Source organism: Natronococcus roseus, assembly GCF_043677095.1.
In the GTDB taxonomy this organism is placed as follows: Archaea; Halobacteriota; Halobacteria; order Halobacteriales; family Natrialbaceae; genus Natronococcus; species Natronococcus roseus.
In genome coordinates this window covers 78,528-92,219 of sequence record NZ_JBHLJR010000006.1, presented here as the reverse complement: position 1 = coordinate 92,219, position 13,692 = coordinate 78,528, and the positions used below count along the sequence as shown (strand labels likewise).

Genomic DNA, 13,692 nt, shown 5'->3' with positions numbered 1-13,692 from the left:
TTGTTCTGTTATTACGCATGTACGTTCGTAATTAAACACATATACCAATCATCTCTAACTAAAACATTCAGTAGCTATTCGCGATATATATTCGGCAAGTCATCGACAGTCTCGTCGCCAAGAGTAGCTGTTCTCGCGCGAAAGCTGTCCTTCACGGCCAATAGCGGAAAGAAGGCCATAGATACGGATATACGACATTCAAATACCGGGACGATATCTCCGACCAAACTATATTCTATCTTTCTGGTCGATCCGTAGAACCATATAATAGCAAATCAATAGCTTATTCAGAATGTTTTCTGGGATAATATACTAAGACGACAGCACTCGAGAGGATCGGTTCGGAACTCGGGACCGCCGAGTTCGTGCCGAACGGCGCAACTATCAGGGAAAAAGATGCGTGAGGCAAGGCTTCGGGATGCTCCCGGGGTTTTTACGCTACGGTCCGTACGATCCTGCGATGACACTGCATAACAGGACCGTGCGTCGGGACGTTCGCGAACTCGGGGCGCTTCTGGGAGACGTCCTCGAGGACCAGACCTCGCGACGGGCGTTCGAGACCGTCGAATCCTGCCGGACGACCGCGATCGACTACCGCGCGGGCGACCTCGAGTCGCGGGACCCGCTCGCGACCGAGCTCAACAACCTCTCGCCCCACCAACAGCGGGTCGTCGCCAGGGCGTTCACCACGTACTTCGAACTCATCAACCTCGCCGAGGAACGCGAGCGGGTGCGCTCGATCCGAACCGGTTCCCAGGAGGGGACCCTCGAGGACAGCCTGGAGACGGCCGCGGCCGAACTCGCCGAGACCGACGTGGAGACGGTCCAGCAGGTCCTCGACGACGTGCTGATCGAACCGACGTTCACCGCTCACCCGACGGAGGCCCGGCGCAAGACGGTCAAATCCAAGCTGCGGGCGATCGCGACCCACCTCGAGACCCTCGACGAGCGACTGTTGACCGACAAGGAGCGCGATCAGGTCTGGCGCGATATCGACGCCGAGGTGACCAGCCTCTGGCAGACCCCGCAGGTCCGCAAGCGCCAGCCGGAGGTCGCCGACGAGGCCCGTAACGTCCAGTGGTACTTAGAGAACACGCTGTTCGACGTCGTCGGCGAGGTGTACGACGAACTCGACGACGCTATCGACGAGGAGATCGGCCACAGCCTCGAGATTCCCAAACTGTTCGAGTTCCGCTCGTGGGCCGGCAGTGACCGTGACGGCAACCCCTACGTGACCCCGGAGGTGACCGCGAACACCCTCGAGCGTCAACGGGGGGTCGTCCTCGAGCAGTATCGCACCCAGCTCAAGCGCCTGTCGGGCGTGTTGAGCCAGGACGGGAGCCGGATCGACGTCGGGCCGGAGTTCGAGGCCAGCCTCGAGGACGACCGGGAGCTGCTGCCCGGTAGCGCCCGCACCGCACAGGACCGATACCCGGGCGAACCGTACCGTCAGAAACTCAAGCTGATGCGCGAGCGCCTGGCGCGGATCGGCGACGTCCGCCCGGGCGGCTACGAGGAGGTCGACGGGCTGCTCGACGATCTCGAGGTCGTCGCGAAGAGTCTGCGAAACAACGGCGCCGAGAGCGTCGTCGACGCCCACGTCGATCCGATCCGGCGGCGGGTCGCCACGTTCGGCTTCTCGCTCGCCAGCATGGACCTGCGGGACCACCAGCAGAAACACACCGACGCCATCGCGGCGGCGCTGGAGCGGGAGGGAATCGACTACCACGGACTCGACGAGGACGAGCGCGTCGAACTCCTGACCGACGCCGTCCTGCAGGACGATCCCGTGATCGATCTCACCGATACCGAGGGGCTCTCGGAGGACTCCGAACGAGTGCTGACGCTGTTCGACGAGCTCGGCGACTGGCAGACCGAGTACGGCGTCCACGCGATCGACACCTACGCCATCTCGATGACCGAGGAGCCCAGCCACGTCCTCGAGGTGCTCTTCCTCGCCGACCAGGCGGGTGTCGTCTCCCTACCCGAACACTGCGGACTCGACATCGTCCCGCTGCTCGAGACCGAGTACGCCCTCTCGGGCGCACGCCGGATCATGGGGACGCTGTTCGAGAACGAGGCCTACGTCCAGGCCCTCGAGGCTCGCGGCGACACCCAGGAGATCATGCTGGGCTACTCCGACTCGAACAAGGAGAACGGGTTCCTCGCGGCGAACTGGTCGCTGTACAAGAACCAGCGCCGCCTGGGCGAGATCTGCGACGACCACGACGTGACGATGCGACTGTTCCACGGCCGCGGCGGCTCGATCTCGCGGGGCGGTGGCCCGATGAACGAGGCGCTGCTCGCGCTGCCGAACTCCACCGTGACGGGCCAGGTGAAGTTCACCGAACAGGGCGAGGCGATCGCCGAGAAGTACGGCAACCCCCGAATCGCCGAGCGCAACATCGAGCAGATGTTGAACGCCCAGCTTCGGGCCCGCCTCTACGCCGAGCAACAGCCCGAGGAGCGGGTCGACGAGGAGTGGATCGACGCGATGGAGACGATGGCCGACGCCGCCCGCCAGGAGTACCGCGACCTCCTCGAGAGCGAGGGGTTCGTCCGATACTTCGAGCAGGCGACGCCGATCACCGTCATCGAGGACCTCGACCTCGGTTCCCGGCCGGCCTCGCGATCCGGCGAGCGCACCGTCGAGGACCTGCGGGCGATCCCGTGGGTGTTCTCCTGGACCCAGTCGCGGTGTATTCTGCCGGGCTGGTACGCCCTCGCGAGCGGGATCGACGCCTACCTCGAGGACGGCGGCTCCGAGGAAACCCTCCAGGAGATGTACGACGAGTGGGCGTTCTTCCGATCGACGCTGGACAACGCCGCGCTCTCGCTGTCCCGAACGGAACTCGAGATCGCCGAGACCTACGCGGGGATGGCCGACGCCGACCTGCGCGAGCGGTTCTTCCCGCGGGTCAGCGAGGAGTACGAGCGCGCTGCGGAGCTCGTCAAGACGATCGGCGAGCGCGAGGAGCTCCACACCCGCGACTGGCTCGGCGAGAACCTCGAGCGACGCAACCCCTACGTCGACCCGCTGAACCTGCTGCAGGTCTACCTGCTCGATCGCACCCACCGGACCGACATCGAAGAGCGAACCCTGCGACTGACGGTGAAGGGAATCGCTGCCGGGATGAAGAACACGGGGTAAGCCCGCTCACGGAGCCAACAGCTATCGTCGCTCCGACGAACGACGTCACATGGCGAACGATACCGTCGAGGCGGGCGACGACACCGATGGCACCGACGGAGCCGAACTGGGCGTTGGAATCGCCATCGGGATCGCACTGGGGACCGCGATCGGCGTCGCGACCGACGACCTCGGACTATGGCTCCCGATGGGCGTCGCGATCGGCGTCGCACTCGGCTTGGCGATGGGAAACCGGTAACTCCCTGCACCGAAGCAGTTTCCCGAGCGAGCTCCCCCTCCACCGACGGCCTACTCGACTGTCGGCACCGGAACGCTCTCGAGAACGCTCTCGACGATCGCGGCCTTCTCGACCCGGTTGACCGTCGCGTCGGGCGTCAACACGAGTCGGTGGGCGAGGACGGGCTCGGCGACTCGCTTGATGTCGTCGGGCGTGACGTACTCCCGACCGACCAGCGCCGCGTACGCGCGGGCGGCCTCGAACAGCCGCTGGGTGCCCCGCGGGGAGACGCCGACTTCGACGCGGCCGTCGCCGCGGGTCTCGCGGGCGACGGTAGCGACGTACTCGAGCAGGTCCGCCTCGACCCGGACCGTCTCGGGAACCTGCCGGAGCGCGTCGATCTCTTCGGGCTCGAGGACCGTCGAGACGGTCGGACTTCCCTCTTCGCGGCTCGCGCGCCGTCGCAGCAGTTCGACCTCGCCCTCGGCGTCGGGGTAGCCCATCGACGTCTTGACGAGGAAGCGATCGACCTGCGCCTCGGGCAGCGGGAAGGTGCCCTCCTGCTCGACGGGGTTTTGCGTCGCGATGACGAAGAAGGGGTCCGGCAGCGGGCGCGTCTCGCCGTCGACGGTGACCTGGCCCTCCTCCATGGCCTCGAGCAGGGCGGCCTGGGTCTTCGGCGGCGCGCGGTTGATCTCGTCGGCCAGCACGATGTTGGCGAACAACGGTCCCTCGTTGAACTCGAAGCTCCGATCGCGCTCGTCGAAGACGTGCGTGCCCGTGACGTCGGTCGGCAGCAGATCGGGCGTGAACTGGATCCGAGAGAAGGAGAGCCCGAGCGCGGTGGCGACGCTCCGGGCCGTCAACGTCTTGCCGGTTCCGGGGACGTCCTCGAGGAGGACGTGGCCCCGTCCGACGACGCCGACGAGGATCTCCTCGAGGAAGGACCGATCGCAGACGACGGCGTCGCCGATCTCCTCGAGGACGGTCGAACACTCGCGGCTGGCCTGGGTGACGTCCATGGCGTCGACCTCGGAGGCTCGCGTGAAACGTCTTTCGTCCGACTGTCACGTTCGGACGTCAGCGGTTCCCAGACGGCGCGACGATTCGAAACGGATAAAAACGTCACCGCGGTAGATAGGGGTGAGCCGAGATAGCCTAGCCCGGCCAAGGCGGCAGATTCGAAATCTGCTGTCCTCACGGACTCGGGAGTTCAAATCTCCCTCTCGGCGCTTTTTCGCGAACCATACCGTCGAGCACCGCGTAGCGTGTGCTCGACATCCGTGAGCGGAAAACGACGACGGGATTTGAACGAGAGAAGACGCAGCATCCGACCGAAGCGAGGATGATCGTCTTCGCGTGGTTCAAATCTCCCTCTCGGCGCTTTTCAGCAGCACAACATGACGAGCATAGCGAGTCGTCTGTGCTGCTGAAAACGATACAGCGGAGTTTGAGCCAGGGAGTGACGCGAGCGGAATTTCTGCGGTTCAACTCGCGCTAACGTCTGAAACGGTGACGGTCAAACTGAGCGTGAGGGCTCGTATCAACAAAAATGAATGTGCACTGGTACTCCAGCATACTGATTACGCTAACACACAAAGTACGTCATTGCCCGTGAGTATCGGCGAGTTCGAATCCGGAGACCTACCACAGGGCCCGAGCGTACCGGAAGCGGTGGTCACGTACCTGTACGGACAGCGGGACAAAGCCTTCACTCGAGCCGAAATCGCGGCAGCGATCGATGCCGATCCAAACACCGTCGGAACCGCTCTCTCGAGACTCAAAGAACGGAACCTCGTGCGACACAAGGGCGAGTACTGGGCCCTCACGGAGGACGAGGACCGAGTTGCCGCAGCATACGATCTCCGTACTGCGAGCGCTCGCCTCGATGAGGACGATGGCGGTATCGATCCCGAAAAGTGGGATGCGGCCGCTCCCGATGCACCACATCCGAGCGAGGACTCCTAATCGATGCGGCCCGAACGAGGTGATGTCGTTCGAAGCCGAGATCCGTTCAAACTCGGTAGTGAGAAACAGCGGCCGTGGCTGATCGTTAGCAACCGGAAGCATCCGTTCAGCGAGGAACAGTATCTTGCAGTCGCGATCTCGACCAAGGAGTACGATCACTCCATCGCGCTTCGGCCAGCGGTTTGGGAGACGGGTGGTGTCCCGCGAGAGTCCTTTGCCTCTCCGTGGGCGGTACACTCTCCGCGTCGTGAGGAGCTCGTTGCGTGGCAAGGCCGTCTCACCGGGAGCTGCACCGAGCGTATCGTGGACGTAGTTCAGAGCTCTCTCCGTTAGGAGCGATCTTTGCTCCCGTTTCGAGTCGTCAGCGCCGCGAGGAAGACCGTGAAGCGGCGGTCACGGATACGTAGCGGGTTGTCGCTCTTCAGTAAGCAGTCCTCGACGATTCGTTCGCCGCACAGAGGGGAGTCTTCACAGGAGTCTAGGAGCGAAGTAGCTGTCCGACTGCTGTGCCTCCGAATGGTGCGCGCCGTGTCGACTACGGATCTCGATCCGAAATCCACCGAGCGGTCCGCTCGAGCCGTCCACCGACCGTTCGGCATCCGTACTGCTCTCCACCCTCGTCATGAGTTCCCATCCCTCGCAGGGAACCGCTTTATTTGCGCAGGTATGGGAGGGAGTTCCGAACGAACCCAATGTCAGAAACCAGTAACTTCCCGACGGCGAGACGAGGTGAGCGGACGCGATGAGCTCCGACGAGGAGAGCGGCCTCGGGGACGACCCGTTCCATCCACTCGGGGACGCCGCCGAGGAGGACTTTCGGGCCATGCTCGAGGAGACCGAGTACGACGCCGATCTCGGAATGGCGATGGCCGAGGACGCGATGCGGGTCACGAAGGGCGAACTCTCGGAGGCGAAGTTCCACGAGCGCTACCACGAGGACGTCCTCGAGGAGTTCGGCGAGGACGAGCGGCCGACGAAGGAAGCCTACGAGAACGCCAAAGCGGAGGCGAAGGGAACGCTCTCGGGGATGCTCTCCCGCTTCGAAGGCGACGGCGAGGAGTCCCGTCGCGACACGATGAAGAAGATGGGCGCCGGCGCGGCCGCCGTCGGTCTGGGCGCCTGGGGAACGGCCGAGAACGGTGACGGGTCGGAAGCCGATATCGTCGCGGCCCAGGAGGACGGCGAGGACGACGGCGACGGTGACGGCGTTCAGTGGGGGATGGCGCTCGACCTCGAGACCTGCGATGGCTGTCTCTCCTGTGTCGTCGCGTGCAACCAGGAGCACAACTGGGACGAGGGGGCGAACTGGATGTACATCATCGCCTACGGGGACGGGACCGTCGAGTCGCCCGACGCCGACGACTTCGAGGGGACGCGGGATTTTAACTACCTGATCCGGCCCTGCCAGCACTGTACTGACGCCCCCTGCGAGAAGGTGTGTCCGACGACGGCCCGTCACACCCGCGACGAGGGCGGGCTCGTGCTCACCGACTACGACGTCTGCATCGGCTGTCGGTACTGTCAGGTCGCCTGTCCCTACGGCGTCAACTACTTCCAGTGGGGCGAGCCCGAGGTCGACGCCCCCTCCGAGGAGCTCGAGGAGGACATGATGTACGACCAGCGCGACCGCTGGGTCAGCGGTCGGGGTCCTCGCGGCGTCATGGAAAAGTGCGTCTTCGATCCGGCCCGTCAGGACGGCAACATGGGCGACGAGATGGTCGGCACGACGGCCTGCGAGGAGGCCTGTCCGCCGGGAGCGATCCAGTTCGGCGACATGAACGACCCCGACAGCGACCCCCAGCGATACGTCGACAACGTCCCGCTCGCTCGAGCCATCGAACACGACCCGGACGACGAGGAGCTGCAGGACGCCATCGCCGTCCTCGAGGGCGAGGAGGAACCCGCCGAGGAGGACGACGAGGACGGGCTGACCGAGGAGGAGGCCGAGCGGCTCCTGCGGGGCGAGTACGGCGAGCCCGACTCGACGTTCCGGCTCCTCCAGGAGTACAACACCGATCCGAACGTCCTCTACCTCGGCAACGAGCCGGGGCCGGACGCCGAGCAGGTTCCGGGCCCCGTCGCCTACGACGACGTCGGGCAGGTCGACAACCGCAAGGACATCCTCGACGAGGGAACCGTCGGCGACACGGATCTCTCGCTGTGAGGGCGGCCTTCGAGAGCTTCATGTCGCTCGAGGGGAACCCCTCGGTATGGAACTCCGCCAGCGCGTCGCGGTCGGAACGCTGTGGATCGCCGTCGCGGCGTTGATCGCGTACATGCTGTACCCGGTGACGGCGTTCGGGATCGACGCGGTGCTCCAGCTGTTCGTGCTCGTCTTCACACTCTTTCTCGCGGGCGTCTACCTGTTCAACCCCTGGGGCGTGCTCGATCGCCAGCCCTTCCACTAAAAATCGAGTCGTGCCGATGTTGAAACGGAGTACTGTCCCTCAGCCCAGAAGCCCGCGAGCCGTCGCGCGGTCGTGCCGGGAGATCGAAACAGCAGCCCGTCTCAGTCGTCGGCGGGTGCGAGCGGTTGCGTGTCCTGGCCGAGCAGCCGATCGAGCGCGTCGACCATCGCCTCGACGCTCGCCCGCGTGATGTCGGCCTCGCTACGGGCGACGGTCACGGAGCGGTCGTCCCGAACCATCGTCACCTCGACGGTGACGACGGCGTCGGTCCCGCCGGTGACGGCGTCGACGTGGTAGGACTCGAGTTCGGCGTCGGCCATCGAACCCAGTGCCTCCCGGACCGCGGAGACGGCGGCGTCGACGGGTCCGGAGCCGGTGCCGCTTGCGACCCGTTCCTCGCCGTCGACCTCGAGCCGGATGCTCGCGGTGGGAACCGCGCCACCGCTGGTCGCGGTGAGGTCGAGCAGTTCGACGACGCGCTCGCGGTCGTCGCCGGTGACGTCCTCGGCGATCGCGAGCAGGTCGGCGTCGGTGACGCGACGACCGCGGTCGCCGAGTTCGGTGACGCGGGTAGCGATCTCGGCGACCTCGTCGCCGCTGGCCTCGACGCCGTGTTCCTCGAGCGTCGCCGCGACGCCGGCCCGGCCGGTATGTTTACCCAGCGCGAGCCGTCGCTCGCGCCCGACGGTCTCGGGCGCGTAGGGCTCGTACATTTTGTCGTCTTTGAGCGTGCCGTCGGTGTGGATCCCGCTCTCGTGGGTGAAGGCGTTCTCACCGACGACGGCCTTGTTCGGCGGTAGCGGGACGCCGGTCACCCGCGAGACGCGCTGTGCGAGGTCGTACAGCTCCTCGAGTTCGACCGTCTCGACGCCGTAGACGTGTGCCAGCGCGATCGCGACCTCCTCTAAGGCGACGTTGCCGGCTCGCTCGCCGAGTCCGTTGACGGTACAGTGAACCAGATCCGCACCCGCGGAGACCGCCGAGATCGCGTTCGCGACGCCCAGGCCCAGATCGTCGTGGGTGTGGGCGCTGACGGGACCCAGTTCGGCCAGACGGGAGACGGCCTCGGCGGTGCGCTCGGGACCCGTGTGGCCGACGGTGTCGGCGAAGCAGGTCCGATCGGCGCCCGCATCGAGGGCCGTTCCCATCAGCTCCTCGAGGTAGTCCAGATCGGCCCGGGAGCCGTCCTCGCCGATGACCTCGACCCAGAGGTCGTGGTCGGTGGCGTACTCGACGAGATCGGCCGTCTTCGCGAGGTTGTCCTCGCGGGAGGTGCCGACCTTCCCCTCGACGTGGCGGTCGCTGGCGGGAACGACGATGTGGACGCCGTCGACGTCACAGTCGAGCGCGAGGTCGACGTCGCCGGCCATCCCGCGACAGAAACTCGTGACCGTCGCCTCGAGGTCGAGGTCGGTCACCCGCGAGATCGCCTGTCGCTCGCCCGCGCCGGTACAGGCGCTGCCGGCCTCGACGACCGAGACGCCGGCTCGCTCGAGCCCGCGGGCGATCTCGACTTTTTCGTCGGGGGAAAGCGAGACACCCGGGGCTTGTTCGCCGTCGCGAAGCGTCGTATCGAGAAGGCGCACTGTACGGTCGGCTGCGATCGTCTGCTCCGGAGTCGTAGTCACGAAGGAAGGGTTATTTCCGTCCTGGAATTTCGCGCCCAGCCGGGTTGCCCCGACTTCCTCTATCCTCGGACTCCGGCGTTGAGAACGAATCTCGTGCCATCGTATCCCGACCTATTCGGTCGGGGTGACTTAACCTCGCCGGTCACGGCACCATCTGCATCCGTCGACGCACCGTCGGATCGACGTCGGCGTTCGACGCGGGGACCCCAACGACCATCGGGGACCCCGGCGTAGTCCACGGCATGGACCCCACGCTGGAGCCGCTCGCGCGGTCGCTTCGCGCTGCGCCGATCGTCGACCGCGACGGCTACGATTACTTCGTCCACGGCGTCACCGACGGGATTCCGATCGTCGAGCCCGAGGTCCTCGAGGCCGTCGTCGCCGGCTTCCGCGAGCGGATCGACCTCGCGGACGTCGACGCTCTCGTCGCGCCCGAGGCGATGGGAATCCACCACGCGACGGCGCTCTCGGCGGCGACGGGCGTCCCCTTCGTCGTCGTCCGCAAGCGCTCTTACGGCTTCCCGGATGAGGTTGCGATCCACCAGGAGACCGGCTACGGCGAGAGCGAACTGTTCCTGAACGGGGTCGAGGCCGGCGATCGGGTCGTTCTCGTCGACGACGTCCTCTCGACGGGACATACCATCGAGGCCGTCTGTGCGGCCCTCGAGGACGTGGGCGCGGAGCTCGTCGACGTCGCGGTCGTCCTCCGACGCGTCGACCGCGACCGCGAGGGGTTCGACAGGTCGGTGACGGGCCTGTTCGACGTCCGAGTCATCGACGGCGCGCTCGAGATCGTCGAGTAATCAGGTCGGCTCGAGGACCAGCTCGTCGCCGGGCTCGACGCCGTCGGCCGCCCCCGCGGGCAGCTCGAGGAGCAGGTCGGCCTCGCTGCGGGCGATCTCCCGCCAGGGCCGGAGTCGTTCGACGCGCTCGACGACGCCGTCGACGACCCAGATCACGTCCAGCGGGACGAACACGAACAGCATGTGGACGTCGCGAGGGCTGACCGACCCGAACCGGAACGCCAGCGCGTACCCCTCGGGCAGCGAACGGCGGAACATGAGCCCGCGGAGCTGGCTCAACGCGGAGTCGGCCGTCTCTACAGTCGCGGCCAGCTGGCGGGCGGCACCGGATTTCGGGTGGTGGCGCAGTCGCACGGCCTCGAGTGCCCGCCGGGAGGATAAAAACTTCCCGTGGAACTCGAGCGATGAGTTCGGATCGGCGAGGGGTTGAAACGTCGCGCTCGCCAACGGGACGGCGATGGAGAAAACGCCGCGAGGAACGTCCGTCGGCGTCGACGACCCCTACGCGTTCGCCGGCGTCTGCGACCATTGTACCGACGACGGGCGGTGTCGGTACGCGTTCGAACGGCCCGACGCCGACCCGGCGTTCGCACGGCCCGACGCCGACCCGGCGTTCGCCCGCGAGCGGGCCGCCGAGGAGTACGCCTGCCCCGTCCACGACCCCGATCGCGAGGAGACGCCGGCCGACTGTCCCCACTTCCGGTCGCGAAACCGCGACCGGGAGTGCGTGCGCTGCGGCCTCGAGGAGAAGCGCCTCGCTCACGACGACGAGCGCCCGCTGCTCGAGGAACATCACCTCTCCTACGCCGACGGGAGCGGGTCGGCGAGCGAGGGCGCTGACGCCGAGGCGGAGGCCGACGAACTCTCCCACGAGATCACGGTCTACCTCTGTCGGTGGTGTCACGCGAAGGTCCACAGCTCGTGGGCCCGTATCACCGACGACGTCACACCGGAGCCGGAGGCGGTCGCCGAACTCGAGGGCCGACGCGGACGCGAACAGGAAGAGCTCGGGTTCGAGTCGGCGGCCGAACGATACGACACCGACGAGTAAGCGTTCCGCTGTGAGTCGTCGAACGCAGCTACACGGTCGCACGAGAACGTGCGATCGACGCGATAACGGAACTCAGTTGTTCCCGCGCGGCAGGATGTCGCCGACCCGTCGGGGCTCGCCCTGCAGGTTCGGCTGCTCGGCGACGATCTTGAGCACCTCGTGGTCGGTCACGTCGTAGTAGGACTTCTCGGTGGCTTCCTCGATGAGCTCCCGCTCGAGGCGGAACTCGGTGCCTTCGTACACGACATCGACTCCATCGTCGTCGAACGCAAGCGTCGTCATACTCGACCGTAGGTGATCCCCCGATAAAAACCGGACGCCTGTGGGCGGGGACTCGGACGCTGCCGCGCCCGCCGTCGAATCGCGCGAGATTTATTACCCGGTACTCACATTGGTTGCGAACGTGGCGTTTCGCAGGGATCCGCTCGACGAACTCGTCGTCCCCGACGGGACCGAAGCCAAGGAGGTCGCCCTCGAGACCGACGGGGACGTGCTGGTCGGCGCCCGCTCGACCGTCGAGTTCGGCGTTCGCGGCCGGAACGTTCTCGCGGGCGAGAGCGTCGAGTTCGGCGGGGACATCGAGGCCGAGGCCGACTGTCGACTCGACATGTGGTGTGACGTCGCCGACAACGTCCTGGTCGGTCAGGACGCCTACATCGGCGAGCGAGTCCACATCGGCGGCGAGATGAAGGTCGCCGGCGACCTCGATATCGGCGACGACGTCGAGATCGACGAGGGATTCGAGGCCAACGGCTGGATCGTCATCCGGAACCCGATGCCGACGATCGTCTTCCTCTTTGTCTACCTCAAACAGCTCCTGTTGATCGGCGAGGAGGACGCCGCCCAGCGGCTCGTCTCCCAGCTCGTCGACGGCGATGCGGACGAGGACGCGGAGCCGACCCCCGACCCGCTGATCGTCCCCCGTAACGCGACGGTGAGCGACGACGCCTGGCGCGTCTCGACGCCCGCGACGATCGGTGACGACTGTCGGCTCCACGGCAACATCCGCGCCGAGTCGATCGACGTCGGCGAGGACTGCAATATCTTCGGCAGTCTGCGGGCCCGCGAGGACGTGACCGTCGGCGAGGGGACTCGCATCCACGGCGATCTGACGACCCGCAGCGGCGACGTCGTCGTCGAGCCCGGCGCGCGGATCCTCGGCGACGTCTCCTGTTCGGACCTCGAGCTGGGTCCGGGCGCCGAGGTCGACGGCTCGATCCGGGCCGACGGCGAGATCACGATGGGGACGACCGAGCGCGACCTCGAGTAATCGGGACGCGATCGCGGGCGACGGGGATTCGCTTTCGGAACAGTTCGAGCAGTGAGACCGAGGCCTGGCGTTCTCCACCGGGAGGAACCGGACGACGATCGGTTGGGCCGCTTCTACGGGTGCACCGATCGCGACTCGATCGCTCGAGAACGACGATTCGAGCCGGAATCGGCGAGTTTCAAGCTCTCGACCGAGCGGTTTCGGCGTCTCGGACGCCCGTTCACCCGTTCTCTCTCCCGGCGATTTCGACCCCGCATTCTTAATAGTGTCAGTTGCGTTAGCACGAGTCGAGTATGGTGCGAGAGAGCAGCTACCAAAGAGGGGTGAGATCGTGCGATCGATCGTGTTGACGAAGGGCGTGCCGGACTTCTCGGAGGGCGCGGTCTCCTTCGACGAGGACGGCCACCTGGAACGGGGGAAGACGCCGACGGTGATGAACCCGAACGACGCGTTCGCGCTCGAGGCGGCGCTCCAGACTCGAGTCCGACACGGGGGTCACGTCAGCGGGATGAGCATGGGGCCGCCCGGCTACGCCGAGGTGCTCGAGGGGGCGATGGAGTCAGTGTACACCGACGACAGCTACCTGCTCTCGGACCGGGAGCTCGCGGCCTCCGACACGTGGGCGACGGCGATCACCGTCAGCTCGGGGATCGAGAAGTACCGTGAGGAGGTCGCCGACGTCGACCTCGTCTTCGCGGGGTTCAAAACCGCTGACGGAGAGACCGGCCAGACCGGGCCCCAGACGTGCTGGGCCCTCGAGTGGCCGATCGTCACCCACGTCATCGCGCTGGATATCGACCCCGACGAACGCCGACTTCGGGCGAAGCGACTCGTCGAGGGCGACGTCGACGAAATCGAAACCGTCGAGGCGCCCCTGCCCTGTATGGTCGTCACTGATCCCGAGTTCGAACCGACCTACCGGAAGGCCGCCCACAGGTTGACCCACAAACGGCTTCGGGCGGAGACACAAGAGCGGGCCGCCGAGCACGACGAGCACCTGACGACGTGGGATCACGCCGATCTCAATCTCGATCCAGACTACATCGGGCTCGACGGCTCGCCGACGATCGTCTCCTCGGTGGACCCGATCCCGAAGGCGCCCTCCGAGCGGGAGGCGACGGTGATCGATCCCGACGACGGTGCGGCGATGGAGCCCGTCCTCGAGGAACTACACCCGTTTGCTGGAGGTGACTAAT

General features: G+C 66.1%; 14 protein-coding genes and 1 tRNA gene. 11 read left to right on the top strand and 4 right to left on the bottom strand.

The genetic code is table 11. The features are described 5' to 3' along the window. The first annotated feature begins 460 nt into the window (after window positions 1-460). Both ppc and ACFEMD_RS16710 read left to right on the top strand, forming a co-directional pair. Entirely contained in the window at window positions 461-3,151 is a 2,691-nt protein-coding gene (ppc, locus tag ACFEMD_RS16715; RefSeq protein ID WP_394742366.1) for a phosphoenolpyruvate carboxylase, read from the top strand. Window positions 3,152-3,200: 49 nt separating this feature from the next. Continuing rightward, a complete protein-coding gene (locus ACFEMD_RS16710) occupies window positions 3,201-3,389 on the top strand; it encodes a hypothetical protein (protein ID WP_394742365.1) in 189 nt (62 codons plus the stop codon). A gap of 50 nt (window positions 3,390-3,439) precedes the next feature. Here the strand turns inward: ACFEMD_RS16710 and ACFEMD_RS16705 are convergent, their stop codons facing one another. After that, entirely contained in the window at window positions 3,440-4,390 is a 951-nt protein-coding gene (locus tag ACFEMD_RS16705) for an AAA family ATPase (protein WP_394742364.1), read from the bottom strand. 125 nt (window positions 4,391-4,515) lie between these two features. On the opposite strand from ACFEMD_RS16705, the gene ACFEMD_RS16700 reads away from it, so the two are divergent. The 5 genes from ACFEMD_RS16700 to ACFEMD_RS16680 all read left to right on the top strand — a co-directional run bounded on the left by ACFEMD_RS16700 (window position 4,516) and on the right by ACFEMD_RS16680 (window position 7,744). Beyond that, window positions 4,516-4,600: transfer RNA gene (locus ACFEMD_RS16700), tRNA-Ser, on the top strand. 376 nt (window positions 4,601-4,976) lie between these two features. Next, window positions 4,977-5,336: a hypothetical protein gene (locus ACFEMD_RS16695; protein WP_394742751.1), complete on the top strand. Its 360-nt coding sequence runs from the start codon at window positions 4,977-4,979 to the stop codon at window positions 5,334-5,336. 3 nt (window positions 5,337-5,339) lie between these two features. Continuing rightward, window positions 5,340-5,669, top strand: a complete 330-nt coding sequence (locus tag ACFEMD_RS16690) for a hypothetical protein (protein WP_394742363.1) — start codon at window positions 5,340-5,342, stop codon at window positions 5,667-5,669. Between the two features lie 409 nt (window positions 5,670-6,078). Beyond that, entirely contained in the window at window positions 6,079-7,500 is a 1,422-nt protein-coding gene (locus tag ACFEMD_RS16685) for a 4Fe-4S ferredoxin N-terminal domain-containing protein (protein ID WP_394742362.1), read from the top strand. A gap of 46 nt (window positions 7,501-7,546) precedes the next feature. Continuing rightward, entirely contained in the window at window positions 7,547-7,744 is a 198-nt protein-coding gene (locus tag ACFEMD_RS16680) for a hypothetical protein (RefSeq protein WP_394742360.1), read from the top strand. Between the two features lie 101 nt (window positions 7,745-7,845). Here ACFEMD_RS16680 and ACFEMD_RS16675 read toward each other — a convergent pair whose 3' ends face one another. Continuing rightward, on the bottom strand, window positions 7,846-9,372 hold the full coding sequence (locus ACFEMD_RS16675; RefSeq protein WP_394742358.1) for a (R)-citramalate synthase: 1,527 nt from the start codon (window positions 9,370-9,372) through the stop codon (window positions 7,846-7,848). 242 nt (window positions 9,373-9,614) lie between these two features. Between ACFEMD_RS16675 and hpt the strand changes: the two genes are divergently transcribed. Beyond that, a complete protein-coding gene (hpt, locus tag ACFEMD_RS16670) occupies window positions 9,615-10,175 on the top strand; it encodes a hypoxanthine/guanine phosphoribosyltransferase (RefSeq protein ID WP_394742357.1) in 561 nt (186 codons plus the stop codon). Here hpt and ACFEMD_RS16665 read toward each other — a convergent pair whose 3' ends face one another. After that, window positions 10,176-10,529 carry a DUF192 domain-containing protein gene (locus tag ACFEMD_RS16665; protein ID WP_394742356.1) on the bottom strand — a complete coding sequence of 118 codons (354 nt, stop codon included), beginning with the start codon at window positions 10,527-10,529 and terminating at the stop codon, window positions 10,176-10,178. 103 nt (window positions 10,530-10,632) lie between these two features. Between ACFEMD_RS16665 and ACFEMD_RS16660 the strand changes: the two genes are divergently transcribed. After that, window positions 10,633-11,226 (top strand): DUF7097 family protein, encoded by a 594-nt coding sequence (locus ACFEMD_RS16660; RefSeq protein WP_394742355.1) that lies wholly within the window; start codon window positions 10,633-10,635, stop codon window positions 11,224-11,226. Between the two features lie 72 nt (window positions 11,227-11,298). On the opposite strand, the gene ACFEMD_RS16655 is transcribed toward ACFEMD_RS16660, so the two are convergent. Beyond that, window positions 11,299-11,508: a DUF5800 family protein gene (locus ACFEMD_RS16655; RefSeq protein WP_005555805.1), complete on the bottom strand. Its 210-nt coding sequence runs from the start codon at window positions 11,506-11,508 to the stop codon at window positions 11,299-11,301. Window positions 11,509-11,629: 121 nt separating this feature from the next. Here ACFEMD_RS16655 and ACFEMD_RS16650 point away from each other — a divergent pair, with 121 nt between their 5' ends. Both ACFEMD_RS16650 and ACFEMD_RS16645 read left to right on the top strand, forming a co-directional pair. Continuing rightward, window positions 11,630-12,496 (top strand): polymer-forming cytoskeletal protein, encoded by an 867-nt coding sequence (locus ACFEMD_RS16650; RefSeq protein WP_394742354.1) that lies wholly within the window; start codon window positions 11,630-11,632, stop codon window positions 12,494-12,496. A 331-nt stretch (window positions 12,497-12,827) separates the two neighbouring features. After that, entirely contained in the window at window positions 12,828-13,691 is an 864-nt protein-coding gene (locus tag ACFEMD_RS16645) for an electron transfer flavoprotein subunit beta/FixA family protein (protein WP_394742353.1), read from the top strand. Window position 13,692: the final 1 nt, after the last annotated feature.